22 protein-coding genes are annotated in these 25,378 nt (G+C 39.6%); 18 read left to right on the forward strand and 4 right to left on the reverse strand.

Features of this window, described 5'->3' with window-relative positions; genetic code table 11:
• Positions 1-6: 6 nt before the first annotated feature.
• The 11 genes from thrC to AC0VZ4_RS03735 all read left to right on the forward strand — a co-directional run bounded on the left by thrC (position 7) and on the right by AC0VZ4_RS03735 (position 12,241).
• Positions 7-1,290 (forward strand): threonine synthase, encoded by a 1,284-nt coding sequence (gene thrC, locus AC0VZ4_RS03685; RefSeq protein ID WP_033041212.1) that lies wholly within the window; start codon positions 7-9, stop codon positions 1,288-1,290.
• A gap of 268 nt (positions 1,291-1,558) precedes the next feature.
• Complete coding sequence (gene glyA / locus AC0VZ4_RS03690) at positions 1,559-2,815, forward strand: serine hydroxymethyltransferase (RefSeq protein WP_008137971.1); 1,257 nt, start codon at positions 1,559-1,561, stop codon at positions 2,813-2,815.
• A gap of 368 nt (positions 2,816-3,183) precedes the next feature.
• Entirely contained in the window at positions 3,184-3,633 is a 450-nt protein-coding gene (gene nrdR, locus AC0VZ4_RS03695) for a transcriptional regulator NrdR (RefSeq protein ID WP_002961761.1), read from the forward strand.
• A 2-nt stretch (positions 3,634-3,635) separates the two neighbouring features.
• Positions 3,636-4,760, forward strand: a complete 1,125-nt coding sequence (gene ribD / locus AC0VZ4_RS03700) for a bifunctional diaminohydroxyphosphoribosylaminopyrimidine deaminase/5-amino-6-(5-phosphoribosylamino)uracil reductase RibD (RefSeq protein WP_033032242.1) — start codon at positions 3,636-3,638, stop codon at positions 4,758-4,760.
• Between the two features lie 26 nt (positions 4,761-4,786).
• Positions 4,787-5,440 (forward strand): riboflavin synthase, encoded by a 654-nt coding sequence (locus AC0VZ4_RS03705; protein ID WP_475440941.1) that lies wholly within the window; start codon positions 4,787-4,789, stop codon positions 5,438-5,440.
• Positions 5,441-5,469: 29 nt separating this feature from the next.
• Positions 5,470-6,582 (forward strand): bifunctional 3,4-dihydroxy-2-butanone-4-phosphate synthase/GTP cyclohydrolase II, encoded by a 1,113-nt coding sequence (gene ribBA / locus AC0VZ4_RS03710; protein ID WP_475440942.1) that lies wholly within the window; start codon positions 5,470-5,472, stop codon positions 6,580-6,582.
• A gap of 100 nt (positions 6,583-6,682) precedes the next feature.
• Positions 6,683-7,147, forward strand: coding sequence for a 6,7-dimethyl-8-ribityllumazine synthase (gene ribH / locus AC0VZ4_RS03715; RefSeq protein ID WP_002961753.1), 465 nt, complete (start codon positions 6,683-6,685; stop codon positions 7,145-7,147).
• Between the two features lie 15 nt (positions 7,148-7,162).
• Positions 7,163-7,576 carry a transcription antitermination factor NusB gene (gene nusB, locus AC0VZ4_RS03720; RefSeq protein ID WP_475440943.1) on the forward strand — a complete coding sequence of 138 codons (414 nt, stop codon included), beginning with the start codon at positions 7,163-7,165 and terminating at the stop codon, positions 7,574-7,576.
• 84 nt (positions 7,577-7,660) lie between these two features.
• Positions 7,661-8,635, forward strand: coding sequence for a thiamine-phosphate kinase (thiL, locus tag AC0VZ4_RS03725; protein WP_475440944.1), 975 nt, complete (start codon positions 7,661-7,663; stop codon positions 8,633-8,635).
• On the forward strand, positions 8,632-9,117 hold the full coding sequence (locus tag AC0VZ4_RS03730) for a phosphatidylglycerophosphatase A family protein (protein WP_007377466.1): 486 nt from the start codon (positions 8,632-8,634) through the stop codon (positions 9,115-9,117). The genes thiL and AC0VZ4_RS03730 overlap by 4 nt, the downstream gene beginning before the upstream one ends.
• A 37-nt stretch (positions 9,118-9,154) precedes the next feature.
• A complete protein-coding gene (locus AC0VZ4_RS03735) occupies positions 9,155-12,241 on the forward strand; it encodes a diguanylate cyclase domain-containing protein (protein ID WP_475440945.1) in 3,087 nt (1,028 codons plus the stop codon).
• A gap of 81 nt (positions 12,242-12,322) precedes the next feature.
• On the opposite strand, the gene dxs is transcribed toward AC0VZ4_RS03735, so the two are convergent.
• The 3 genes from dxs to AC0VZ4_RS03750 form a co-directional block, all read right to left on the reverse strand.
• Positions 12,323-14,185, reverse strand: coding sequence for a 1-deoxy-D-xylulose-5-phosphate synthase (gene dxs / locus AC0VZ4_RS03740; RefSeq protein ID WP_475441609.1), 1,863 nt, complete (start codon positions 14,183-14,185; stop codon positions 12,323-12,325).
• A gap of 105 nt (positions 14,186-14,290) precedes the next feature.
• Complete coding sequence (gene ispA / locus AC0VZ4_RS03745; RefSeq protein WP_007377463.1) at positions 14,291-15,178, reverse strand: (2E,6E)-farnesyl diphosphate synthase; 888 nt, start codon at positions 15,176-15,178, stop codon at positions 14,291-14,293.
• Positions 15,179-15,180: 2 nt separating this feature from the next.
• Entirely contained in the window at positions 15,181-15,423 is a 243-nt protein-coding gene (locus AC0VZ4_RS03750; RefSeq protein WP_008137959.1) for an exodeoxyribonuclease VII small subunit, read from the reverse strand.
• Positions 15,424-15,745: 322 nt separating this feature from the next.
• On the opposite strand from AC0VZ4_RS03750, the gene pomA reads away from it, so the two are divergent.
• The 4 genes from pomA to AC0VZ4_RS03770 all read left to right on the forward strand — a co-directional run bounded on the left by pomA (position 15,746) and on the right by AC0VZ4_RS03770 (position 20,210).
• Positions 15,746-16,513 carry a flagellar motor protein PomA gene (pomA, locus tag AC0VZ4_RS03755; protein ID WP_007377461.1) on the forward strand — a complete coding sequence of 256 codons (768 nt, stop codon included), beginning with the start codon at positions 15,746-15,748 and terminating at the stop codon, positions 16,511-16,513.
• 2 nt (positions 16,514-16,515) lie between these two features.
• On the forward strand, positions 16,516-17,436 hold the full coding sequence (locus tag AC0VZ4_RS03760; protein ID WP_475440946.1) for a flagellar motor protein MotB: 921 nt from the start codon (positions 16,516-16,518) through the stop codon (positions 17,434-17,436).
• 293 nt (positions 17,437-17,729) lie between these two features.
• Positions 17,730-18,212, forward strand: a complete 483-nt coding sequence (locus AC0VZ4_RS03765; RefSeq protein WP_096792566.1) for a hypothetical protein — start codon at positions 17,730-17,732, stop codon at positions 18,210-18,212.
• Positions 18,213-18,284: 72 nt separating this feature from the next.
• Complete coding sequence (locus AC0VZ4_RS03770; RefSeq protein ID WP_475440947.1) at positions 18,285-20,210, forward strand: DNA topoisomerase III; 1,926 nt, start codon at positions 18,285-18,287, stop codon at positions 20,208-20,210.
• A gap of 22 nt (positions 20,211-20,232) precedes the next feature.
• On the opposite strand, the gene AC0VZ4_RS03775 is transcribed toward AC0VZ4_RS03770, so the two are convergent.
• Positions 20,233-21,546: a M20 metallopeptidase family protein gene (locus AC0VZ4_RS03775; protein ID WP_475440948.1), complete on the reverse strand. Its 1,314-nt coding sequence runs from the start codon at positions 21,544-21,546 to the stop codon at positions 20,233-20,235.
• Positions 21,547-21,657: 111 nt separating this feature from the next.
• Between AC0VZ4_RS03775 and AC0VZ4_RS03780 the strand changes: the two genes are divergently transcribed.
• The 3 genes from AC0VZ4_RS03780 (at position 21,658) to AC0VZ4_RS03790 (ending at position 25,022) form a co-directional block, all read left to right on the forward strand.
• Positions 21,658-22,515, forward strand: a complete 858-nt coding sequence (locus AC0VZ4_RS03780) for a tetratricopeptide repeat protein (RefSeq protein ID WP_475440949.1) — start codon at positions 21,658-21,660, stop codon at positions 22,513-22,515.
• A gap of 126 nt (positions 22,516-22,641) precedes the next feature.
• Positions 22,642-23,391 carry an IS5 family transposase gene (locus AC0VZ4_RS03785; RefSeq protein WP_475439649.1) on the forward strand — a complete coding sequence of 250 codons (750 nt, stop codon included), beginning with the start codon at positions 22,642-22,644 and terminating at the stop codon, positions 23,389-23,391.
• A 215-nt stretch (positions 23,392-23,606) separates the two neighbouring features.
• Positions 23,607-25,022, forward strand: coding sequence for an IS4 family transposase (locus AC0VZ4_RS03790; RefSeq protein ID WP_475440950.1), 1,416 nt, complete (start codon positions 23,607-23,609; stop codon positions 25,020-25,022).
• The last annotated feature ends 356 nt before the right edge of the window (positions 25,023-25,378 follow it).

Here is a 25,378-nt window from a genome sequence, read left to right on the forward strand (position 1 = left end):
GTAGTCATGCAATTACATAATTTAAAAGATAGCTCACAAAAAGTGTCGTTCGTTGAAGCCGTAAAAACAGGTTTGGGTCGTAATCAAGGTGTGTTTTTTCCTGAAACCCTTGCCCCACTGTCCGATGTTGATGCATTGCTTGATATGGACTTTGTTACACGCAGTGGCAAAATATTATCTCACCTAATTGGTGATGAGCTACCAAGCGACACTGTTGCACAAATGGTTAAAAATGCATTTAACTTTCCAGTTAAGCTGGTGGAAGTTGAAGAGAATACATACTGCTTAGAGTTGTTTCATGGTCCTACGCTTGCTTTTAAAGACTTTGGTGGTCGCTTTATGGCAGAGTGTTTGGCGCAATTTAATAAAGATGAAAAAGTAACTATTTTAACCGCAACATCGGGCGATACTGGTGCAGCTGTAGCGCATGCTTTTTACAACAAACCAAATATCGACGTAGTAATTTTATATCCTAAAGGCAAAATTTCACTTGCTCAGCAAAAGCTATTTACTACGCTAGGTAACAATATTCATTGTTACGCAGTTGAGGGCAGTTTTGATGATTGCCAAGAGTTGGTTAAAAATGCCTTTTTAGATGAAGAAGTTAAATCAACACTTGGGCTTAATTCTGCTAATTCAATTAATATTAGCCGTTTAGTTGCTCAGGTTTGTTATTACTTTGAGGCCATTGCACAACTACCAAAAGAAAAACGCGCAACAGCGCATATATCAGTGCCAAGTGGCAACTTTGGTAATGTATGTGCTGCAATGATTGGTGCGGTTATTGGCTTACCTGTAGGTAAATTAAGTGCAACAACCAACCAAAATGATACTGTGCCGCGCTTTATGCTTGATAAAACGTGGACGCCAAACGCAACACTTGAGTCGCTTTCAAATGCAATGGATGTAAGTAAGCCAAACAACTGGCCGCGTGTGCAAACAATGTTAGATAATAACTGGTTTAGCTACGATAACTTTTATTCAACTAGCGTAAACGAGCAAGACACGCAATCGGTGATGAAAAAAATTCAACAAACGGGTTATGTTGCAGAGCCTCACACTGCTATTGCGTACCAAGGTCTTGTTGAAAATCGAGCGCCTGGTGCAGCGGGTATCTTTTTAGCGACCGCTCACCCTGCTAAGTTTAAAGAAAGCGTAGAGGATATTTTAAATATTGAATTGGATATGCCAAAACCACTTAGTGATGCATTAGCAAAACCATGTCTAGCAAGCGATATAAACGCCGATTACGATGCTTTGCGTACTGAAATTCTTGCAAAGCTAGGATAATAAAAAATAACAATTGAAGCGGCTATGGCCGCTTTTTTTATAAATTATAATTCAAAAAAGAGAGGCTTTCATTAGCTAATTAAATGTGAAAAATGAAATGCATTTAAAATAGTTATGTACTTATTAAAAAATATCATCTTAAAAAGTCTGTGAAATAGTTTCAATCCCTGTTTAAATATCCTCAACTTAAGAGCGTAGGCAAAGAGTCGTTTAAAGCGTACAATAAAGCCTCTAAAAAACACCATACACGTTGCCCTAGGAGACCCCAATGTTAGAACGTAGCATGAATATTTCGGATTTTGATCCAGAGTTATTTGACGCAATCACTAAAGAAACTGCTCGCCAAGAAGAGCACATTGAACTAATTGCATCTGAAAACTACTGTAGCCCACGTGTACTAGAAGCACAGGGTTCACAGCTTACTAACAAATACGCAGAAGGTTACCCAGGCAAACGTTATTATGGCGGTTGTGAGCATGTAGATGTTGTTGAGCAATTAGCAATTGACCGTGCTAACGAATTATTTGGTTCTGACTACGCAAACGTACAGCCACATGCTGGTTCGCAAGCAAACGCTGCTGTTTTTCTAGCGCTATTAGAAGCAGGCGATACTGTATTAGGTATGAGCTTAGCTCATGGTGGTCACTTAACTCACGGTTCTCACGTAAGCTTCTCTGGTAAGCTTTACAATGCAATCCAATACGGACTAGATGAAGCAACGGGCGAAATTGATTACGCACAAGTTGAAGCACTAGCACTTGAGCACAAACCAAAAATGATTATTGGTGGTTTCTCAGCGTACTCAGGTATTGTTGATTGGGCTAAATTCCGTGAAATTGCTGACAAAGTAGGTGCTTACCTGTTTGTTGATATGGCTCACGTTGCAGGTTTAATTGCGGCAGGGGTTTACCCAAGCCCAGTTCCTCATGCACATGTTGTAACTACAACTACGCATAAAACACTTGCTGGTCCTCGTGGTGGTTTAATTATTTCTGCATGTGGCGACGAAGCAATCTATAAAAAGCTTAACAGCGCAGTTTTCCCTGGTGGCCAAGGTGGCCCTTTATGTCACGTTATTGCAGCAAAAGCAGTGGCATTTAAAGAAGCGCTTCAACCAGAATTTAAAGTATACCAAACACAAGTTGTTAAAAACGCAAAAGCAATGGTTGCTGTAATGCAAGAGCGCGGCTACAAAATCGTATCTGACAAAACTGAAAACCACTTATTCCTACTCGATTTGATCGATAAAGATATTACTGGTAAAGATGCAGACGCAGCCCTTGGTAACGCTAATATCACAGTTAATAAAAACTCAGTGCCAAACGATCCACGTTCTCCATTTGTAACATCTGGTTTGCGTATTGGTTCTCCTGCAATCACTCGTCGTGGTTTCAAAGAAGAAGAATCAAAAGAGCTTGCTGGCTGGATTTGTGACGTACTAGATAACATCACTGATGAATCTGTACAGGCGCAAGTTAAAGAAAAAGTTAAAGCAATTTGTGCAAAATTACCTGTATACGCTTAATTGCATAAGCAGCAGTAATTTAGATCACATAGGCTAGGGGCCTGTTTATCTTTCGAGGTTTAATTTGCAGTAGTATGTTTGGTTTTTAGGCAAGGCAGAGTCTATGTAGTGTGGTTACTCCACACAAATAGGCGACAACGCAGCATAAATGCCAAACATGCACTGCCTTCGGGTTCGTCCTAGGGGCGATTTACTCTTTGTTGCTCGGTTTTTACTTAGCCCACTAGGTTACAAACCTCGCGCCGCGATTAAATCGCCCCTAGATAGAACAAATTTAATCCTGAAAGGTCAACAGGCCCTATTTTTTTGCTAAGATAAAAGACCGCTATTTAGCGGTCTTTTTTGTTTTAAAACGGAAGTACCGAGCTATGCATTGTCCATTTTGTACCGCAAAAGATACTAAAGTTATTGACTCACGCCTTGTTGGTGGAGGCCATCAAGTTCGCAGGCGCCGTGAGTGCAACGACTGCCATGAGCGCTTTACTACATTTGAAGGCGCTGAACTGGTTATGCCTCGTGTTATTAAACAAGACGGCAGCCGCGAACCATTTAACGAAGATAAATTATTAAATGGCTTAAATCGCGCACTCGAAAAACGCCCAGTGAGCACAGAGCAAGTAGACGAAGTAGTGAATATAATAAAATCGCAGTTGCGCGCTACAGGCGAGCGAGAAATTTCAAGCCATTTGGTTGGTGAATGCATTATGGAAGCCCTCAAAAAGCTCGATAAAGTAGCGTATGTAAGATTTGCCTCTGTTTATCGCTCGTTTGAAGACATACGTGAATTTGGCGAAGAAATTGCCCGCTTAGGGGAGTAACAATGCAAAGCCAAACTACTTTTACTGAACATGACGAAATGTATATGGCACGCGCCATAGAACTAGCCAAAAAAGGCCGGTTTACTACCACGCCGAACCCTAATGTTGGCTGTGTATTAGTTAAAAATAATCAAATAATTGGTGAGGGTTTTCATCAATTAGCAGGTCAAGGTCATGCTGAAGTAAATGCACTGGCAATCGCTGGAAAAAATGCACAAGGTGCAACGGCTTATGTAACGCTTGAACCGTGTAGTCATTATGGGCGTACGCCACCGTGCGCTGAAGGCTTAAAAAAGGCGGGCGTAGTAAAAGTAATTGCCGCTATGGTTGATACAAACCCACAAGTTGCAGGCAAAGGCCTTAAAATATTGAGCGACGCCGGTATTGACGTTGCTTATGGGTTACTTGAATCACAAGCGCGGGCACTTAACGTTGGCTTTTTTAAGCGTATGGAACAAGGCTTACCTTATGTGACCTGTAAAATGGCAGCAAGTATTGATGGTAAAACAGCGCTTAAAAATGGGCAAAGTAAGTGGATCACAAGCCCCGCTGCTCGCCAAGACGTACAGCTATACCGAGCGAAAAGCTGCGCTATTCTAACCGGTGCCGATACCGTGTTAGTCGATGATGCTAAACTTAATGTGCGACTAAGTGAGCTGCCTTGCACACTGCCTACTGATTTGCCGCTTCGCCAGCCCGTGCGTGTTATAATTGACTCTCAAAACCGTTTAACACCTGACCTTGCTTTATTTGAAATCCAAAGTGATGTAATTATATTTACCATTAAGGTTGATAAATCATTGCAATGGCCGCATTTTGTAAAGCATATTGAAGTCAGTGAAAGTAACGGTAAAGTTGATTTACAAGCCGTTTTAGAAAAACTTGGGCAACTGCAGTTTAATAATGTTTGGCTTGAAGCTGGCGCAACACTTGCTGGTAAAATGACAGAGCTTAATTTAGTTGACGAGTTTGTTTTTTATTTAGCGCCTAAACTAATGGGCCATGATGCAAAAAGTTTAGTTAATTTTCCTGAATTGACGAGTATGCAAAACACCGTTGATTTAACATTTAATGAATGTGCGCGCATTGGTGACGACTTACGTATCACCGCGTTAAAAACTCATTAAAATCACTTAATAAAAAGAGTAGCGCTATGTTTACTGGGATAATAGAAGCCACAGGCAAAATTGCTTTATTACAAAAAAAACAAGGCGACTTAGCCATTCGTATCCAAAGTGCTGACCTTGATATGAAAGACGTAAAGCTAGGCGACAGCATTGCAACCAATGGCGTTTGCTTAACCGTAGTTGATAAACATATTGACGGTTTTAGTGCTGATTTATCTAACGAGACGATTGGTTTAACCGGTTTTACTCACTATGCTTTAGGGCAAACGGTGAATCTTGAAAAAGCCATGCAACCTGTTTCGCGTTTAGGCGGTCATTTAGTATCTGGCCATGTTGATGGCATAGCAACGATTACAAGCATTACAGCAAACGCTCGAGCAACAGAGTATTGGCTTACAACCGAAGAAAATTTAATGAAATACATTCCGTACAAAGGTTCGGTATGTATTGATGGTATAAGCCTGACAGTAAACGCTGTAGAAGGTAATAAATTCAAATTAACAATTGTCCCACATACGAGTGAGCAAACCACAATTGCTCATTTTAAAGTAGGCACTCAAGTTAATTTAGAAGTCGATCAAATTGCACGTTATTTAGAGCGCCTTATAAAAGGTGCAGAGCAACCAACGGGCTCTGATATTTCGATGAGCTTACTCGCTAAAGCGGGTTTTATTAAATAACGAAACTGATAACTTACACGAGCAAATTTATGAATTTACACAGCGCGCAAGAAATCATCGACGATATTAAAGCCGGTAAAATGGTTATTTTAATGGATGATGAAGATAGAGAAAATGAAGGCGATTTAATAATAGCTGCTGAGCATATTAGCGCAGAAGCGATTAATTTTATGGCTACCTATGGCCGTGGTTTAATTTGTTTAACCATGACGCAAGAGCGTTGCGAGCAACTTGATTTACCGTTAATGGTTAAAAACAATGGTGCAGCATTTTCGACTAACTTTACAATGTCGATAGAAGCATCAAAGGGTGTTACAACCGGTATTTCAGCAGCAGATAGAGCGCGCACAGTGCAAGCTGCTATAGCTAAAGGTGCAATACCAAGTGATATTGTGCAGCCGGGGCATATTTTTCCTATTATGGCACAACCTGGTGGCGTATTAACTCGCGCAGGACACACTGAAGCTGGCTGTGATTTAGCGCGTTTGGCTGGGCTTGAAGCATCATCTGTTATTGTTGAAATACTTAATGCTGATGGCACCATGGCGCGTCGCCCTGATTTAGAAGTCTTTGCGAAAGAGCACGGTATTAAAATTGGCACCATTGCTGATTTAATCGAATACCGTAACTTAAACGAAACAACAATTGAGCAAGTTGCAAAATGTAAGTTACCAACAGAGCATGGCGAGTTTGATTTGGTGACTTACAAAGACACAATTGACGGCCAATTACACTACGTATTGCTTAAAGGCGATATAAAAGAGCAAGAACCGACAAATGTACGTGTACATTTGCAAAGTACCTTTAACGATATCCTACTTTCGGACAGAAGTGCTGAGCGTAGTTGGGGCCTTTCTGAAGCAATGGCTTATATCGCTAAAAATGAAGGTGCTTTAGTTATTTTAGGTAAGCAAGAAAGCACTGAAGAATTAGAAGCAACAGTAAAAGCATTCGCGGCAGCTGATGCTGGCGAAAGCGTTACGCCACGTAAATTCAAAGGTACATCTCGTACTGTTGGCGTAGGCTCGCAAATACTTGCCGATCTTGGAATTAAACAAATGCGATTAATGAGTCGTCCTAAAAAGTACCATGCACTTTCGGGCTTTCATTTAGAAGTTGTTGATTACATTGAGCCACAATAAGCATCACGCTTAAACTAGGCTATTATTTTATTTTTATGGTATGATGCGCAGCAATTTTTGCGCAATCGCAACCGCTTGAACTTATTTTTAGGGTTATCAAATGAAAATTATTGAAGGTAATAAGTACGCTCCAGGCAAAAAGTTTGCCATTGTCATTTCTCGTTTTAATGACTTTATTGGTAGCAGCCTCCTTGCAGGTGCTGTTGATGAGCTAAAACGCACTGGTGGCGTATCTGATGACGACATTACCGTTATTTATGTACCAGGCGCGGTAGAATTACCTTTAGCGGCTAAACGCGTTGCAGCAAAAAAAGAGTATGATGCAATCATCGCATTAGGCGTAGTGATCAGAGGTGGTACACCACACTTTGACCTAGTTGCTGGCGAATCAAACAAAGGTCTTGCGCAAGTATCACTTGAGTATGATATCCCGGTTGCATTTGGCGTATTAACCACCGAAAGCATTGAACAAGCAATTGAGCGTGCTGGCACCAAAATGGGCAATAAAGGCGGCGAAGCTGCTTTAGGCGCGCTTGAAATGGTTAATGTGTTAGATAAAATTTAAGTTTAAGGAATTTTTGTGAAACCAGCAGCAAGACGTAAAGCACGTATCTTAGCACTCCAAGCCGTTTATTCTTGGCAAATAAGTGGCAATCTAATTGCCGATATCGAACAACAAATGTTGATCGAAACAGACGTTACTAAAATTGATGTTGAATACTTTAAAGATTTAGCGACGGGTGTTGCTATAAATTACAAGCAACTAGACGAAGCTGTATCACCACATTTAACACGTCCGTTTGATGACTTAGATATGGTTGAGCGTGCAATTTTACGTTTAAGCAGCTATGAGCTTAAGTTCCGTGAAGACGTACCTTATAAAGTTGCTATTAACGAAGGTATTGAGCTTGCCAAAATTTTTGGCGCTGAAGATAGCCATAAATTTGTAAACGGTGTACTTGATAAAGCTGTTAAGCATTTACGCAAGTCATAACAATTCACTCTGAATTTTAAATTTCAGATTGATTGGTTAAACAACCGTTAAAAGGAGAGCCGGCATAGGTCGGCTTTTTTGTGTATGAAGGAATTTGAATTAATTAATCGCTACTTTAAAGGTCGCGGTATCACTCGTCGTGATGTAAACCTAGGAATAGGGGATGATTGCGCATTGGTCTCTGTTCCACAAAATTGCCAACTTGCCGTTACAACAGACACTCTTGTTGCTGGCGTGCACTTTTTTGATGATATTTCCCCTCGTGCATTAGGTCATAGAGCACTCGCTGTGAATTTAAGTGATTTAGCTGCAATGGGCGCTGAACCAACATGGGTTTCGGTTGCACTCACATTGCCAAGTATAGATCCGCAGTGGATTGAAGAATTTACTGAAGGCATGCATGAAATTGCAGAATACTTTAATGTACAAATTATTGGTGGCGATACGACTCAAGGGCCATTAACTATTACTATTTGTGCAAAAGGAACGGTACCTGAGGGGAAAGCTCTGCGCAGAAGTGGTGCTAAAGTGGGGGATTGGATTTATGTTACAGGTCCTTTAGGGGATGCAGGTTTAGCTATTGAATCGCGCAAGCAAGGTTTTAAAATAGAGCCTGAACATTTAAAATATGTTAATAAACGTTTCGATTATCCAACACCTCGCGTAGCAGCTGGCCAAGTTTTACGCGGACTTGCATCATCGGCTATTGATGTATCTGACGGTCTTATTGCTGATTTAGGCCATATTCTAGATATGTCGCAAGTAAGTGCTGTTATTAATGTTGAAAGTATTCCTACATCAGATGCGATGAAATCGAGCCTTGATTTTGATCAGCAATTACCGTTTATTCTTAGCTACGGCGATGACTACGAATTGTTATTTACTGTTCCTGATAGTAATAAAAGTATGTTAGAAATTAAGCTACGTCAGTATGGTGTAGATGCAACATGCATTGGCCAAGTTAAAAGTGGTGATGGCCAAATTGAGCTTTTATACAATGGTGAAGAGTTTAATTTTGAGCAGCATGGCTTTGAGCATTTTGCAAAGGAGCAGGTTTGAATAATAACCGCAAGTTTAATTTAAAGCGTCCGCACCAATTTTTTGGTTTAGGGTTTGGCACAGGCCTTGCACCTAAAGCGCCTGGTACATTTGGTACTTTTGCTGCACTGCCATTTATTTTTATGACAATGTACTATCCATTATGGTTACAAATTGTGTTTGCTGTAGTGATCAGTATATTTGGTATATGGGCATGTGGTAAAACGGCTGATGATTTAGGCGTGCACGACCATCCTGCAATTGTATGGGATGAAGTGGCTGGCTATTACATTACCATGATTGGCGCAGCGCTTAGCTGGCAGAGTTTATTAGTTGGCTTTTTGTTATTTCGCTTTTTTGATATAGCAAAACCCGGCCCAATCCGTATGCTAGATAAACGAGTACATGGCGGTTTAGGTATTATGGCTGATGATATATTGGCTGGTATTTTTTCGCTTATTTGTTTGCAAGCGTTAATAAAAGTGGGTTTACTACCCTTTTAATTTTTATATTTGAATTGTTTAACTAGGTGGCAGCAATATGATGCGATTTTTACTGGTTTGTGTACTGATGTTGTGCGCGACGCCAAGCTGGGCCTCAATTACTGATTATGTCGTTAAGCAATGGAATATAAAAGACGGTTTGCCGTCACAATCACTCAAAAGTGTAGTGCAAGATCAGCAAGGTTATATGTGGCTGGGTACTCAGTTTGGGTTAAGCCGTTTTGATGGAACAACATTTACTAACTATAGTACCCAAAATAGTTATTTTTTACCAAGTAATGGTATTAATAAACTTTTAATCGATTCGAACGGGTTGTTGTGGATAGGTACTAAAAGCGGATTAGTTGTAATTAACCCGGCAACATTTGCAGCACAAGAATTTAATATTAAAGGCCCTGTAAGGGATATTTTAGAAGATTCTAAAGGCAGTATCTGGATTGCAGCAAATGGTTTGTATTATGTTGATAGAGGGCAAGTTGACTTGCAAACTCACGCTAGCGGTCAACTACCTATTGTCAATGCGACAGTAATCACCCAAATTGTCGGCTCAGTTAGTCAAATGGCACTTTCTCCGGAAGGTATTTGGCTGGTTAATGACCGTCATTTGTTACGCCTTACTAAAAACGCCTCCGATTTTTCTAAATTACGTTTAGAGCTCACTGCAAAAATATCGCTACCAGAGCGTTTAGCGCAAACTATTGTGCATGATTTATCATTTTTGAACGGCAATTTATACTTGGCTTCAGAACTAGGTGCATATTTTCTAGATTTAGATGATGAGCTAAGGCCATTTCCTTTACCCAATGCTAATAATTCAGCTGTTTATAAGTTTATGAGTGATACCAATGGTGGATTATGGGTTTCAACTTACGGGCGTTTATTATTTAGAGATAAGTCAGGCGAATGGCAATGGGTTGAGCCAAGCCAGCTAGATCAAAGTATTTGGTTTGCAGATATTTTTCGTGATGATAAAAATAATGTATGGCTAGCAAGCTTTAGTGAAGGCTTATGGCTTGCGCATGAAGGGCGGGTTGAACGACATTCAGCTGTATCTGAGATGACTGAGGCCGTTATGGCAATAAGCCAAGCACCTGATGGTAAATTATGGGTCGCTAACAAAAGTGGTATTGGTTACTTTGATTTAAGTAAAAGCTTTATAAATCTGATCCCTAGTAGTAAATACAGCCGATCGTCAGTCCATGACTTACAGTTTGATGGTGAGCGACTCTATATAGCCACAGGAAGAGGTTTATTTGTTTATGAGAATAATACACTTTATACCGTTCCAGGGCGCGCGCTACGTGATAACCCTGTATTTGCTATAAGCCGTTCAAGCAAAGGTGGTTTTTGGATTGGCACTGGACGGGGGTTATATCGTCTTGGTTATGCGGGACTAACGCCGTTTGCGTATAATGCATTTTTAGGTAGTAAGTTTATTACTTACGTATTGGATAAAACTAATTTTGGAGTGATAGGTACAAGTAAAGGCGCCTATTACTTTACCGAGCGTGGCATTGAAAAAATTGGTGATCAAACATCTTTAGAAAGTGCTTATGTAACAAGTGTACTGCATATTGATGGTGTAGGTATTTTAATTGGCTCTCTTAACGACGGGCTTTTTTATAGAAGTACCCAAGGGCAATGGCGTCAACTTGATGCGGCTAATGGTCTACCATATGGATCAATTTTTAGCCTCGAATACGATGAAAAGCTAAAACATGTTTGGGTTAGCACCATGAAAGGCGTTTATAGGATGCCTGTAGATCAATTCAAAGCAGATATTAAAAGCTTAAAAGTAGAGGAAGTTATTTCTTCATTTGATCGTCAACTCGATGGTAAAGCTAATCAGTGTTGTAGTGGGTTAGGCCATGACGCAGTTGCTAATATTGGCAGTTCAATTTGGTATCCTAGTTTGCAAGGGATTGTAGAGATCCCTAAAAACGTAGAGCTATTTGGCGTGTTGTCATTGAAGCCAAAAGTAGAAACAATTACCACACCATTGCGTAATTTAACAACTGCAGCCTTAGGTCAAAAACCATCATTAGAAACTGATGAGCGAGATATAACGCTTGCCTACACGGCTATAGATTATTATGCACCAAACAGCATTGAATTTAGGTATAAGCTAAGTGGCTTAGATAGCGATTGGCGTTATGCAAATACACGTAGAGAAGCTATTTATACTAACTTACCAGCAGGGTCGTTTTTATTTCAGCTTGAAGCAAAGCGACAAGGTGAAGATTGGAGTAAAGCACAAGAAGCTGAATACGGCTTTATTGTGCCAGAGCGCTTTGATGAAACTATTTATTTTAGATTGTTGATCACCAGTGGCTTCATTTTGTTTTTTTACTTGGTTTTTTGGGTATTTAGAGCACAAGAGCGCAGAAAGCAAGAAGCACTCGAGGGATTGATCACCGAACGTACATTAGAGCTACGTCAAGCTAATGATAAGCTTAATCAAGTGAATTCACAGCTCAAGCTAGTAAGTCATTCAGACGAGCTTACGGGGCTTCGTAGTCGTCGATTTTTGTTCGATCAATTGCCTAAAGATATCGAACACTTTCAACGTAATTCTCAATCGCTGCAAGCTCAGGGTAAGTCACTTGTTTTACTAATAATCAACTTTGATAACTTTAGTCGAATTAACGATGCATATGGCCCAATAGCGGGTGATAGCTGTTTGCAGCAAATGGCAGCATTACTTAACTCTCGCACACAAGGATCCGACTACGTAGCGCGTTGGAGTGGCGATGAATTTTTACTCCTACTGCGTGATTTTAAATGTAATAAAATAGATAGCTATGCTTCGGAGCTGTGCCAAGCTGTTGCAGAGTATTCATTCCAGCTTCCGAATGGAAAAAGTACTAATATTATGGCGTCAATTGGTTGGTCTTTCTACCCGTTACCACTTTTAGGTGGGCAAGTAATCAGTTGGGAGACATCTATTAACTTAGCTGATATTGCACTGCACCAAGTTAAAAAGCGTGGTGGCGATGGTGTTGCAAACATTACATTTGATGATCAGCTTGATGCATTTGAGTTTGAGCAAAATTCTAACGTTGACCAACAATTAGGTATTTTACAAAGTAATGGCCTAGCTGATATTAAAGTGTGGATGCGCTGATCAGCTGATGGGTAATATTTGACATTAAAAAAGGAGCCTAGGCTCCTTTTTTAATGTGCTCTACATTTAAATGTATAGAAGTTAATTAATAAACGTTTTAATCGCGGTTAATATTCCTTGCTCGCCTAATCCCATTTCATCGTGCATTTCATCTTGCGTGCCGTGTTTAATAAACTCATCAGGAATACCTAAGTTAAGGATATTAATATCAGCTTTTTGCGTTGCGAAGTATTCGTTAACTGCAGAGCCGGCACCGCCAGCAATCGCGTTATCTTCAAGCGTAACAAAGGTATCGTGGCTAGTAGCAAGCTCATTTAAAAGTGCAGTATCAAGTGGTTTAATAAAACGCATATTAACAAGCGTTGCATCTAATTCATTTACGGCAAGCTGTGCGTTTTCAAGTAATGTACCGAATGATAAAATGGCAATCTTTCTGCCTTGTTTAACCGTATTTGCTTTGCCTATTTCAAGCAATTGCATAGTGCTTTCAATGTCTGCAGTACCTGCGCTACCTCGAGGATAACGAACTGCAACAGGGCAGTTTGCTTTATAACCGGTGTATAGCATTTGGCGACACTCGTTAGTGTCGCTTGGTGCCATAATGACCATATTTGGAATACAGCGCATAAAGCTTAAATCGTATGCACCTTGGTGAGTTTCACCATCGGCTCCAACAATGCCTGCCCGGTCAATGGCAAATAATACAGGTAAGTTTTGCAGTGCAACATCATGTATTAATTGGTCATATGCACGTTGTAAAAAGCTTGAGTAAATAGCCACAACAGGCTTTAAACCTTCACAGGCAAAACCAGCAGCTAAAGTAACAGCATGCTGCTCTGCAATGGCCACATCAAAATACTGGTCAGGGAATTCTTTAGAAAAACGCACCATACCTGAGCCTTCGCGCATTGCTGGCGTAATCGCCATTAAATTGCTGTCTTGCTCTGCCATATCGCATAACCAATCGCCAAATACTTTTGAAAAAGTAGCTGCACTAGGTTTAGATTTAGGTAAGCTAGTTGTGCTTGGGTCAAATTTTGGTACGCCATGATAGCCAATCGGATCGGCTTCAGCTGGTTTATAACCCTTACCTTTTTGCGTTTTTATATGTAAAAGTTGCGGACCTTTTAAATTACGCATATTACGTAATGTATCTACAAGCATGTTTACATCGTGACCATCAATTGGGCCGATGTAATTTAGGCCTAATTCTTCAAAGAAGGTACCTGGGATCATCATGCCTTTAATATGCTCTTCCATTTTACTGGCAAGTTGCTTTACCGGAGGCACGCCTGAGAGTAACTTTTTGCTACCTTCACGAATGTTAGTGTAAAAGCTACCTGATAAAATTCGGGCAAAGTGATTTGTTAAGGCGCCAACATTTTCAGAAATCGACATTTCGTTATCATTTAAAATAATAAGCATGTCTGATTTTACATCACCTAAATGATTCATCGCTTCAAATGCCATGCCTGCGGTTATTGCTCCGTCACCAATAATGGCTACAGATTTTCGACCTTTGCCTTCTTTTTGGGCGGCAATAGACATACCTAAGGCAGCTGAAATAGAGGTGCTTGAATGGCCTACGCTAAACGTATCGTATTGGCTTTCATCGCGAAAAGGAAAAGGGTGCAAACCGTCTTTTTGGCGAATAGTGTGCATTTGGTCGCGACGACCTGTAAGGATTTTATGTGGATAAGCTTGGTGACCCACATCCCAAACTAGGCGATCGTCTGGAGTGTTATAAACATAATGCAGCGCAACGGTTAGTTCAACCGTCCCTAAACCAGACGCTAGATGACCGCTACTTTGCGATACTGAGTTGAGTAAATAATCGCGCAGCTCATTGCTAAATGCAGGGAGTTTATCTTGCGCTAAATCACGCAATTGGGCTGGCTCGTCAACCAAATTAAGTAATGGATACTTGCTACTATCAAGTGTCATGGTTTTATATATATCCTTCGCTAACATTAATTAATCCAAAGCTTTTACGAATAATTAATGTTGAGTAATAATGTCAGTGTTAATTGCAATACGTGTGAGTAATAATTAGTGGTCACGCTCAATTAGGTAATTTGCCAGCGATGCAAGAAGTGTGGTGTCTGCATCTATATTTGCCAACGCTTCATGGGCTTGTTGTATTAAGTTTTGTGCCTTTTCTTTAGCGCCTAGCATACCTAATAACGCAGGGTATGTCGCTTTATTCGCGGCAATATCGGAGCCTTGTGGTTTACCTAAAGTAACCGTATCGCCTTCAACATCTAAAATGTCGTCGTGTACTTGAAATGCAAGCCCTATAGCATACCCAAAAACGCTTAAGTTTTCTAAGGTTTGTTCATCAACATTTTCGCTGCACAGTGCACCAAGTGTAATTGCGCAATTAATAAGTGCGCCAGTTTTTAGCTTATGTATTCGCTCAAGTTCTTGTACTGTAATTATTTTATCAGTGGCTGCAATATCTAAACCTTGACCTGAAACCATTCCTTCAAGGCCTGATGCGTGGGCGAGTGCCGCTATCATTTTTACCTGTGTTTGAGCAGAGCAGTTAAAACTATGTTTAGCAATTAGTTCAAAAGCTAAAGTTTGAAGAGCATCGCCGGCTAAAATTGCTTGGGCTTCACCATAAACTATATGACAAGTTGGTCGACCACGACGCAGATCGTCGTCATCCATAGCAGGTAAGTCATCATGTACTAGCGAGTAACTGTGTATGCATTCAATAGCTGCTGCTAATATATCTAAATCTTTTTTGTCTGCCCCTAATATTTTGCCTGTTGCGTAGACTAAAAATGGGCGCAGCCTTTTTCCACCATTAAACAAACTGTAATGAGTTGCTTCTTTTATTGCTCTATCACTATCAAGTGCTTGTTCAAAATAAAGGTTTAGTGCTGATGCAACGTCTATTTGAGCACGCTCAATATGTTCTTTAATGCTCACCGCTATTCCATATCATTATCAAAGTTTGTAAGTACTGATTTATCGCCATTACCCATTAAAATAGATACCTTTTGTTCTGCTTGCTTGAGTTTACCAGATGAAGCGTTAGCTAGAGCAATACCGCGTTCAAACTGCTTCAATGACTGCTCAAGCGATAAATCACCTTGTTCCATATCACTAACAATTATTGATAATTCTTCTAGTGCTTGTTCGAAACTTAAGTTTTCAGGTTTTTTAGTCGCCATCTTATTTCAGCTTACTTGATAAATTTAGGAGCCAATTTTAGGGGGAATGCTAAACTAGGTCAAAGAATGATATGTTTTTTTCTTCTATTACGGCTAAATGTTACTTTATGTGGATTAATAAAGCCTTAATTACGGTCATACTGATATCATTTAAATGATTAATCGTTATATTAACATTGTAACTTTGTTTAAAAATAATCCTGAAATTGTTTTTTATGTTTATTTTCATATATGACTCAAGCAATTTAGCATGTTGCCGATAAGCAGTTAATAATAAAAGTTTTACAATAAGGCCTTAGTGCATGAAACCTCTGGAGGTAATGTGGATTTAGCAACCATAATAGGGATCCTTGGCGCAATTGGCTTAATTGTCATGTCCATGTTTATGAGTAGTAGTGGTGAAATGGCCATGTTTTACAATACCCCTTCAGTGGTAATTGTATTTGGTGGCTCTATATTTATAGTTTTATCTAATTACACCATGGGACAATTTTTTGGGATAGGTAAAGTTGCCGCTAAAGCTTTTATGTTTAAAATTGAATCGCCGGAAGAGTTAATTGAAAAAGCGGTTGAACTTGCAGATTCAGCTCGAAAGGGCGGTTTTCTGGCGCTTGAGGAAGCTGAAATACCAAATCAATTTATGCGTAAAGGCGTAGATATGCTAGTTGATGGTCACGATGCTGACGTTGTTAGAGCGACCTTACAAAAAGATATCACTTTAACTTCAACACGACATGAAATGGGCGCAGGCTTATTTAAAGCGATGGCTGATATTGCTCCTGCAATGGGTATGATTGGTACGCTTATTGGTTTAGTTGCTATGTTATCGAATATGGACGATCCAAAATCAATTGGTCCTTCAATGGCTGTTGCACTATTAACTACCTTATACGGTGCCTTTTTAGCAAACGTAGTGGCTATCCCTATTCAAGTTAAATTGGAACTTCGTAAAGACGAAGAGGCGATGAATCAACGTTTGATTTTAGATGCAGTTTTAGGTATCCAAGATGGTCAAAATCCAAAAGTGATTGAAGGTATTTTGAAGAACTACTTAGCTGAATCAAAACGTAAAGTTGATACTGAGGAGTAACCATGTCTGAGCAAGAGTGTAAATGTCCACCTCCTGGTTTACCTGCTTGGATGGGAACCTTTGCCGACTTAATGTCTTTACTGATGTGCTTTTTTGTACTCTTGCTTGCATTTTCTGAAATGGATGTACTTAAATTTAAACAAATAGCAGGCTCGATGAAGTTTGCTTTCGGTGTACAAAACAAAATAGAAGTAAAAGATATTCCCAAAGGTACCTCGGTTATTGCAATGGAGTTTACGCCAGGTAAACCAGAACCTACACCAATTGAAACTATTCAGCAGCAAACCGTAGAAATGACTCAGCAAATGCTTGAATTTCAAGCCGGTGATGAAAGTTCAGCTGGCGGCAGGCAAGAACAACGAGGTGATAAACGTGGTGGTGAGTCTCGGAGCACTTCGCAAGAAAAATCATCAGAGCAGGCTATTTCAGCAGCGGATCAAGAACAAACAAACGAGCTTGTTAAAAAAATCGCGCAGCAGCTTGAAAAGCAAATTATTGATGGTGCAATAGAGCTTGAGTCTTTAGGCCAGCAAATAATTATTCGCATCAGAGAAAATGGGTCTTTTCCTTCCGGTAGTGCTTTTTTGCAGCCTAAATTTAAACCCATTATTCAAGATATTGGCATATTGTTAAAAGATGTACCTGGTGAGATAACAGTATCAGGTCATACTGATGATTTTCAGGTTTCGAATGAGCTGTACATAAACAACTGGGATCTTTCTTCTAAGCGAGCTGTTGCTGTAGCAAGCGAGTTACAAAAAGTATCTGGTTTTGATAAAACGCGGATGATGGTTGTTGGGCGAGCTGAAACAAGACCACTTGTACCAAATGACACAGATGAAGACCGCCGAAGAAATCGTCGTGTCGAGATTTCTATTTTGCAAGGTAAAGCAAAAGAGTCAGCACCTATTGATGTAAGATAGTACTGCTTGGCAAAGCAGTTTTTTTAACTTAAGATAATAAATCTTAACAAATGTAATGGAGAACCCATGAATAAAAAATATAAGTATAGCGATATGCCAGGAAATGGTAGTGGCGGAGATGATAATGATGATAAAACAGATAGCCAAACTCAAGATTGGTGGAAGTTTTTCTTCTAAACAATAATAACTTTTACTTACAGGATATCAATTATGAAAAAGTTAGATAAATTTAGCTACATGCCAGGCAATGGAAATGGACAGGATGATGACACAAAACCAGATTAGGTAACTCTATGCCTACATGGTTTAATAGTAGTATGCAAATACTCGAAATTAGCTGGGTGCTATTTTTACTCCCAGCTATTTTTGTATTCTACTTACGTAAGGATTATCTGGCACTTCGCTTTGTGTTAGTTACCGCTGCTTTTTTTTTGTACGGTACTTTAATTTACGGTGATCTAATAACTATTGATGACCCTTATATTTGGCGTTATGTTGTCTGGGTATTTAATGATCTGGCGTGGATGGCTCTGATTGCCTATTGGGGTCTTAAAGATAAAGTGCATTTGTGGCAATGCGTATTGGGCCAACTTGTGGTTATTGGTGCACCCATCCTGCAGTTGTTTCGTCTAGTTGACCGTCACCTTTGGGATTTATCTTACAGCACTTATATGTATAAAACTTTGCTGCCATTAATTAATATTGGCACTATTGTAGTGTGTTATCTTCCTCTTTTATATATTTTTGCTAATAAGCGAAATAAAGCTTTAAGTTAATAACTACAAAATACCCCTCCTTTAAAATAGCTGTGCTAAACTACTGTTTATATGAACAGTTGTGAGCAAGCTATGAAACTCTACATTGCAGAAAAACCTTCACTTGGACGCGCTATTGCTGATGCGTTACCAAAACCACATAAAAAACACGATGGCTATATAGAAGTTGCTAACGGTGATTGTGTCTCGTGGTGTATTGGGCATTTACTAGAACAAGCAGAGCCTGATGATTATGATGAGCGCTTTAAAAAGTGGCAGTTTGATCACTTACCTATAATACCTGAGCAATGGAAATTAAAAGCCAAAACCAAAACTCGCAAACAGCTCACTGTTTTAAAAAAATTAATTAAACAAGCTTCGCAACTTATTCATGCTGGCGATCCAGACCGCGAAGGCCAGCTTCTGGTTGACCAAGTAATAGAAGAAGCTAAAATAAGTCAGGCTAAAAAGCAAAGTACGCAACGTTTACTCATTAGTGATTTAAACTTGTCGGCGGTAAAGAAATCATTGGGCGCAATGCGTTCTAATCGAGATTTTATTCCGTTAAGTGTATCTGCTTTAGCGCGCTCTCGTGCGGATTGGTTATTTGGTATGAATTTAACGCGTGCATATACATTAGCTGGGCAAAAAGCAGGATTTGGTAATGTGCTTTCGGTAGGGCGGGTTCAAACCCCTATTTTAGGTCTTGTTGTTAATAGAGATAACGAAATAGCTAATTTTGTATCTAAGCCTTTTTACGATGTATTGGCGCATTTGTTTACTCCAGATAATCAACCATTCATAGCTAAGTGGGTTCCAAGCAAAGCATGTGAGCCACATCAAGATGAAGAAGGGCGAATACTTAACAAAGCTCTTGCAGGAAATGTTGCTTCACGCATTACAAAGCAAAGTGCTGAGCTTACTTCACTCGACCAAAAACAAAAAAAGCAAAGTGCTCCATTGCCTTATAATTTATCTGCTCTGCAAATAGATGCAGCTAAAGCATTTGGAATGCCAGCTCAAAAAGTATTGGATATTTGCCAAATACTTTACGAACGTCATAAATTAATTACTTACCCACGCTCAGATAATCGTTATTTACCCAAAGATCACCATCAAGAAGCATCTGCTATTTTTAAGGCAATAAGTGCTAATGGGGGGCAAAGCAGTGAATTAGTAAACGGGGCTGATGTAAAAAAGCGTAGTAAATGTTTTAACGATTCAAAAGTAGCAGCCCATCATGCCATTGTGCCTACGGCTAAGCAGTTAAAGTCAGCGAGTTTGAGCGGTGACGAAGCAAAGGTATATCAATTAATAAGCCGTCATTACTTAATTCAGTTTTATCCCGACTATATATATAACGAAACTAAAGCTGAGGTAATTATTGCTGGTGGGCTTTTTAAGACAAATGCAAAGCAAGATGTAAGCTTGGGTTTTAAGGTGTTAATGGGTAAATCTGAATTAAAAGATGAAGCCTCGCTACCTCCTTTAACAAAAGGTATGCCTCTTTTTTGCGATAAAGGCGAAGTAGTCGAAAAGCATACATCACCCCCTACTTATTTTACCGATGCTACATTATTGGCTGCGATGACCGGTATTAGTCGTTATGTTAAAGATCCACAAATTAAAAAAGTATTAAAAGACACCGATGGTTTAGGTACGGAGGCAACACGAGCGGGAATAATCGAGTTGCTATTCAAGCGGCGTTTTTTAAAGCGTGAAGGTAAAGCAATTAAAGCAACCGAAACCGGTTTGGCACTTATTAGTGTTTTACCCCAAGGTCTAGCAAGTCCCGACTTAACGGCTAAGTGGGAGTCGAGCTTAGGGGATATAGCGCAACAAGCAATGGGTTATCAGCAGTTTTTACAGCCATTACTAGCAGAGCTTGAAGGCTTCGTACAGCAAGCGGCTAATTGCGATAGCTATGCATTTTCAAAGCTTCCTAAAACATCCCCCAAAAAACGCTTTGCTAAACGTAGTAAAAAATCAAATTATAAAAAGAGTTCAGCAACTAGTTGATAACTGAGCTCTTCAACACTATTTACTCGTTATTAAATAAGGCAACAGCAGCGTTACTCATTGCTTTTATTCCAGTAGGAATAGCAACTTTATAATCTGGTGCAAATTTACTAGAGTGTAGAGAAGGGAGTACCTCACCTGTTTTTATCGAATCTGCATATTGTGCTTGGTTTACGCCTCCTAGCCAAAAAAGGGTAATAGGGATATTTTCATCGGTGCGTCCGTATAGGCCAAAATCTTCACCCGCCATTACAGCTTGTGTTTCAAGTACATTAGTATCGCCAATTGCGCTGGCAATAGAGTTTCTAACAATGTCTGTTTGTGCAGGGTTATTATAAGTAGATGGAATAGATTCATCTTCATGTACATATACTACAGGGTAGTTTGATTCATTTAAGCCAGCACTTTGTGCAATACCTGCGGTGATTCGCTTTATTGCTGCTATTTGAGCGCTTCTTACATCGGGGTTATAGCTTCTGAGAGTGAGTTGTAGTTTTACTTCATCCGAAATCACATTATGTTTTGAACCACCATGAATAGACCCCACTGTAATAACAGAAGGCTCAAGCGGTGAAAGCTCTCGGCTTGTGATTGTTTGTAGAGCAAGTACAGTGCGTGCAGCTATAACCACTGGGTCTATAGTTGTATGCGGATAAGCACCATGACCACCTTTACCTTTAATTGTAATATCGACAGAATCTACACTTGCCATCGTGTATTCATTTTTCATTGATACCTTACCAGCGGGGACGCTAGCGCTTACATGTAAAGCAATTATATGATCAGGTTTTGCATATTTACTAAATAGTCCTTCGCTTAACATCGCTTTAGCACCCCCACCTACTTCTTCTGCAGGCTGTGCAACCATCATTAATGTACCTTGCCACTGTTTTTTATGAGCAATTAACTGATCTGCAGTTCCAATAAAAGAGCTCATGTGGATATCGTGGCCACAGCCGTGCATTACACCTACTTTTGCACCGTGCTCGTCTATTACTTTGACTTTTGAGGCATAGGATTTTCCTGTTTGCTCAATAATAGGTAAACCATCGGTGTCAGTACGGATCATCACGGTTGGACCACTTCCGTTTTTGTAAATGCCGACAACACCAAAGCCACCTACATTACTTGTTACTTTAAAACCCAGCTGAGTTAATTTATTCGCTATTTTATTACCTGTTTTTTGTTCGTGATAAGAAAGCTCTGGCGATTGGTGTAAATCGAGGTAAAACTTTTCTATAGCTGGCATGGTTTTGCTTAAATTCAAATCGAGTCCATTTGCCTGTACAAATGGACTTGCTAATAAAAGTGCTGCACTTAGATAAGTTAATTTCATGTTTTCCCTCATTGTTGAATATGTATACCGAGTGATTTAGGTATATGACTTGTAATTATTATGTTCACCACCATATAAAAACCTAAATAGATGAATATGGCAATCAATTCAATGAGCAACATAGTTAGTATTAATGCGCAAAACCTTCAACAAGTACTCGGTGAAACATCACAGCAAAAATTGGTGTTGCTTAATTTTTTCTCTCCTCAAACTCCTGACTGCATCGGACAGGCTGCAATTTTAGATAAAGTAGCGGCAGAATATGCAAGCTATATAGTAGTAGCAAACCTAGATTGCGATGCAGAGCAAGCACTCGCATCTCAACTTGCGCAACAAGTTGGTCTGCAAACACTGCCTACGCTTGTATTATTAAAAGACTCTGCACCAGTAGATTTACTTGCAGGTGTTCAAAGCGAAGCACAAATACGCGAAGCCCTAGCGAAGCATTTACCTGCGCAACAAGACTTACTGTTAGAACAAGCAAAGCAAGCGTTACTAAAGTCAGATTTAAATGCTGCATTTAATTATGCAAAGCAAGCTTATGAAATAGACAGCGGTAATGCACGTATCAAATTAGTGCTTGCAGACATATGTATTCAAATTCATAAGGTAGATGAAGCGCAAGCGCTTATAAATACAATAGATGCACAAGAGCAAGATGCTTACTTTAATAATATAAAAGCAAAATGCGAAGCCGCGCTTGAAGCAAAAGATTCACCAGAGATTAAAGAAAAGCAACAACAAGTAGAAAAGTATCCAAATGACTTAGAATTAAAAGAAGAGCTCAGTATTTTACTAAATGAAGCGGGCAGAAAAGAAGAAGCATTGGATGTACTATTTACAGTGTTGCAAAAAGATCTGAACTTCAACGAAGCAAAACCAAGCTTTTTAGCCATTATTGCCTCTTTACCTGATGGCGACGCACTCGCAGCTAAGTATCGTCGCAAGTTATATAGTATTTTATACTAGGGTCTGTTGCTCTTTGCGTATTAAAATTTGTTCAAACTAGGGGCTGTTGATCTTTGTTTGAATTTTGTGCGTAAGCGGTAATCTCGTATAATTTACTTCGCCAAAAACAAACCTTACGAGATTACCATGCCCCGATTAATGCTCACTGATAAGTTGTGGTCGAAGCTAAAATCAATTTTGCTTGAAGATAGAGTTTATAACAAGCTTGAACACAGACAAACGATGGAAGGAATTTTATATCGCTTACGTGTTGGTTGCCCATGGCGTGACCTCCCTGAGTGTTTTGGTTTATGGAATACTATTTACCGCCGATTTCTACTTTGGTCTAAAAAAGGAATATTAATAAGGTTGTTCAAATCATTATCCGCCAATAGTGACACTGAGTGGGAATTCATTGATGGCAGTTATGTTAAAGCACATCAACACAGTACAGGTGCTGCGTCTCAACAAGAACAAGCGATAGCATTAAGTCGTGGCGGTAATACAAGTAAAATTCATTTAGCTGTTGATAGTTATGGCTTACCAATTGAATTTATTATTACAGGCGGCGATGTTCATGATAGTAAAGTGGCAAATGAACTGATTGAATTATTGCCCCAAGGCGATTTTGTTATCGCAGACAAAGGCTATGATAGTGAAGTCATTAGAAATAAGGTTCGAGAGAGAAACTCAAGCCCAGTGATCCCTAGAAAGAAAAACTCAAAAACAGGTAATGGTGATATTGATTGGTGCTTATATAAATATAGGCATTTAGTTGAAAATGCCTTTGCAAGGCTAAAGCACTTCCGTGCTATAGCGACAAGGTACGATAAATTGAAATTACAGTTTGAGAGTATGTTAGCGCTGGCATGTGCAATGATTTGGCTACCAATGTGAAAGATCAACAGCCCCTAGGGTCTGTTGCTCTTTGCGTATTAAAATTTGTTCAAACTAGGGGTTGTTTAATCGCGGTGCGAGATTTGTAACCTAGTGGGCTCAGTAACTACTCCAGCGTTACCCTACTGGCTTACATCCCTGTCTCTTATACACAAGTCTTTGAATATCGTTAAGTCTGTGATCTAATCGATCATCATCACTCATAGATTTATCATATGCACACAAACACTTCTGAAGAATGGGCTCAATTAATTTTTGGTAACGCTAATTTAGGAGATCCGAGACGCACCCGACGATTAGCTCTACTAGCAAGCGATATGGCTGAGAATGCAGACAGCTCAATTGTTAAGGCTTCTGATACACCCGCAAAAATTGAAGCCGCTTATCGTTTCATTAGAAATGAGAAAATATCCCCTCAAGCGATTGCCTATTCAGGATTCTCACAAACGAGTGAAGCGGTAAAGCAGTTGCCTTTGGTTCTCGCTATCCAAGATACGACAGGATTGACATTTAAACACAGTGTTTGCAAAGAATTAGGCGATGTGAACTGTACAAATACATTAGGAAAACCATCAAAAACAAGAACGCTATATGCGCATTCAACTTTAGCAATTGATGCAGATACGGAGCACGTTATTGGTTTACTCGACCAGTCCTATTGGTTTAGGAAATCAAAGGTTAAAGGGACTAAAGATCAACAACAGCAACGCCCTTACGAAGAGAAAGAAAGCTATCGCTGGCAACAAACATTAATGGATATAAAAAAACGTACAGGTGAATTATCAAATATACTTAACATCTGCGACAGAGAAGCTGACATTTATGAGTACATGACTTACCAAAAAGATGAAGGGCATCGATTTTTAGTCAGAGCAAAAGAAAATAGAAAATTAATAGAGCCTCAATGCAATCTCAATCAGTTAATAGAAACAGCGCAGGGTCAGTGTTGTTACACTATTAATATAGCGCAACGTGCGGGAAGAAAAGCGCGTCAGGCCCGAATTACATTGAGCTATCAACCTATAACACTCGCCAAGCCTAAGCGAGTACAAGGGCAAGAATCACCGACATTGAGCGTCAATGTCATTGTCTGTCAGGAAAAAGAAAGTACGCAAAAAAATCCATTATGTTGGATTTTATATACGACAGAGCCCGTAAATACAGCAGAAGATGCCCAGAAATTAGTAAGATACTATGAACTTCGCTGGCGTGTAGAGGAGTTTCATAAAACATGGAAAACAGATGGAACCGAAGTAGAAGATTTACGTTTGCAGCACAGTGATAATATTTTACGAATTGCGATCATTAAAGCGTTTATTGCTGTCAGGTTATTACAGCTGCAAAATATGGCGCAAAGGAGTGAATTAGACAAAGAAGTGAGATGTACAACTTGTGTTAAAGAGATGACGTGGAAATTACTATGGGCAAAGGTTGAAAAGGATGTGTTGCCGGATAAAGTACCGTCTCTCCATTGGCTATACTATAGTTTAGCGAAATTGGGAGGGTGGTATGACAGTAAAAGAAATGGTCGAGTTGGCGTAAAAGCACTCTGGAAGGGGTGGTTGAAATTAGCAGAAATGGTCGAATCTGCCGAATTGTTAATATCAATTCAGCAGACAGAAAAGTTGTGATCAAGAGACAGGCTTACATCCATGTAAGAATAAGTAAAAACCGAGTAACAAAGAGTAAATATCCCCTAGGAAGAACCCTTTGGGCAGCGTCTGTTTGGCATTAATTCTACGTTATCGCCTATTTATGGGGAGTAACCACACTACATAGGCTCTGCCTTGGCTGAATACCAAACAGGCTGCTGCAAATTTAACCTTGAAAGATAAACAGACCCTAGATTCTAATAACTATTACTTTTGAGAAGCACCTACATAAGGTGCTTTTTGCATTTTTAGGGTTTTAATTAATAGCTTTAGTATGGTTTAGCTATGTAAAAACAAGAGTTATCAACAGGGTTTTGTGGGTAACTTGTGTTTAT

It is taken from the genome of Pseudoalteromonas sp. QJM3NY_22 (assembly GCF_056173065.1).

Excerpts from the sequence above, each read along its gene's own strand:
- AC0VZ4_RS03775 (WP_475440948.1), bottom strand. The coding sequence starts at position 21,546 with ATGAAATTAACTTATCTAAGTGCAGCACTTTTATTAGCAAGTCCATTT.
- AC0VZ4_RS03760 (WP_475440946.1), top strand. The coding sequence starts at position 16,516 with ATGTCTGAGCAAGAGTGTAAATGTCCACCTCCTGGTTTACCTGCTTGG.
- nrdR (WP_002961761.1), top strand. The coding sequence starts at position 3,184 with ATGCATTGTCCATTTTGTACCGCAAAAGATACTAAAGTTATTGACTCA.
- AC0VZ4_RS03705 (WP_475440941.1), top strand. The coding sequence starts at position 4,787 with ATGTTTACTGGGATAATAGAAGCCACAGGCAAAATTGCTTTATTACAA.
- ribD (WP_033032242.1), top strand. The coding sequence starts at position 3,636 with ATGCAAAGCCAAACTACTTTTACTGAACATGACGAAATGTATATGGCA.
- AC0VZ4_RS03770 (WP_475440947.1), top strand. The coding sequence starts at position 18,285 with ATGAAACTCTACATTGCAGAAAAACCTTCACTTGGACGCGCTATTGCT.
- ribBA (WP_475440942.1), top strand. The coding sequence starts at position 5,470 with ATGAATTTACACAGCGCGCAAGAAATCATCGACGATATTAAAGCCGGT.
- ribH (WP_002961753.1), top strand. The coding sequence starts at position 6,683 with ATGAAAATTATTGAAGGTAATAAGTACGCTCCAGGCAAAAAGTTTGCC.
- AC0VZ4_RS03780 (WP_475440949.1), top strand. The coding sequence starts at position 21,658 with ATGAGCAACATAGTTAGTATTAATGCGCAAAACCTTCAACAAGTACTC.
- AC0VZ4_RS03765 (WP_096792566.1), top strand. The coding sequence starts at position 17,730 with ATGCCTACATGGTTTAATAGTAGTATGCAAATACTCGAAATTAGCTGG.
- thiL (WP_475440944.1), top strand. The coding sequence starts at position 7,661 with ATGAAGGAATTTGAATTAATTAATCGCTACTTTAAAGGTCGCGGTATC.
- thrC (WP_033041212.1), top strand. The coding sequence starts at position 7 with ATGCAATTACATAATTTAAAAGATAGCTCACAAAAAGTGTCGTTCGTT.
- AC0VZ4_RS03735 (WP_475440945.1), top strand. The coding sequence starts at position 9,155 with ATGATGCGATTTTTACTGGTTTGTGTACTGATGTTGTGCGCGACGCCA.
- glyA (WP_008137971.1), top strand. The coding sequence starts at position 1,559 with ATGTTAGAACGTAGCATGAATATTTCGGATTTTGATCCAGAGTTATTT.
- AC0VZ4_RS03785 (WP_475439649.1), top strand. The coding sequence starts at position 22,642 with ATGCCCCGATTAATGCTCACTGATAAGTTGTGGTCGAAGCTAAAATCA.
- dxs (WP_475441609.1), bottom strand. The coding sequence starts at position 14,185 with ATGACACTTGATAGTAGCAAGTATCCATTACTTAATTTGGTTGACGAG.
- AC0VZ4_RS03750 (WP_008137959.1), bottom strand. The coding sequence starts at position 15,423 with ATGGCGACTAAAAAACCTGAAAACTTAAGTTTCGAACAAGCACTAGAA.
- AC0VZ4_RS03790 (WP_475440950.1), top strand. The coding sequence starts at position 23,607 with ATGCACACAAACACTTCTGAAGAATGGGCTCAATTAATTTTTGGTAAC.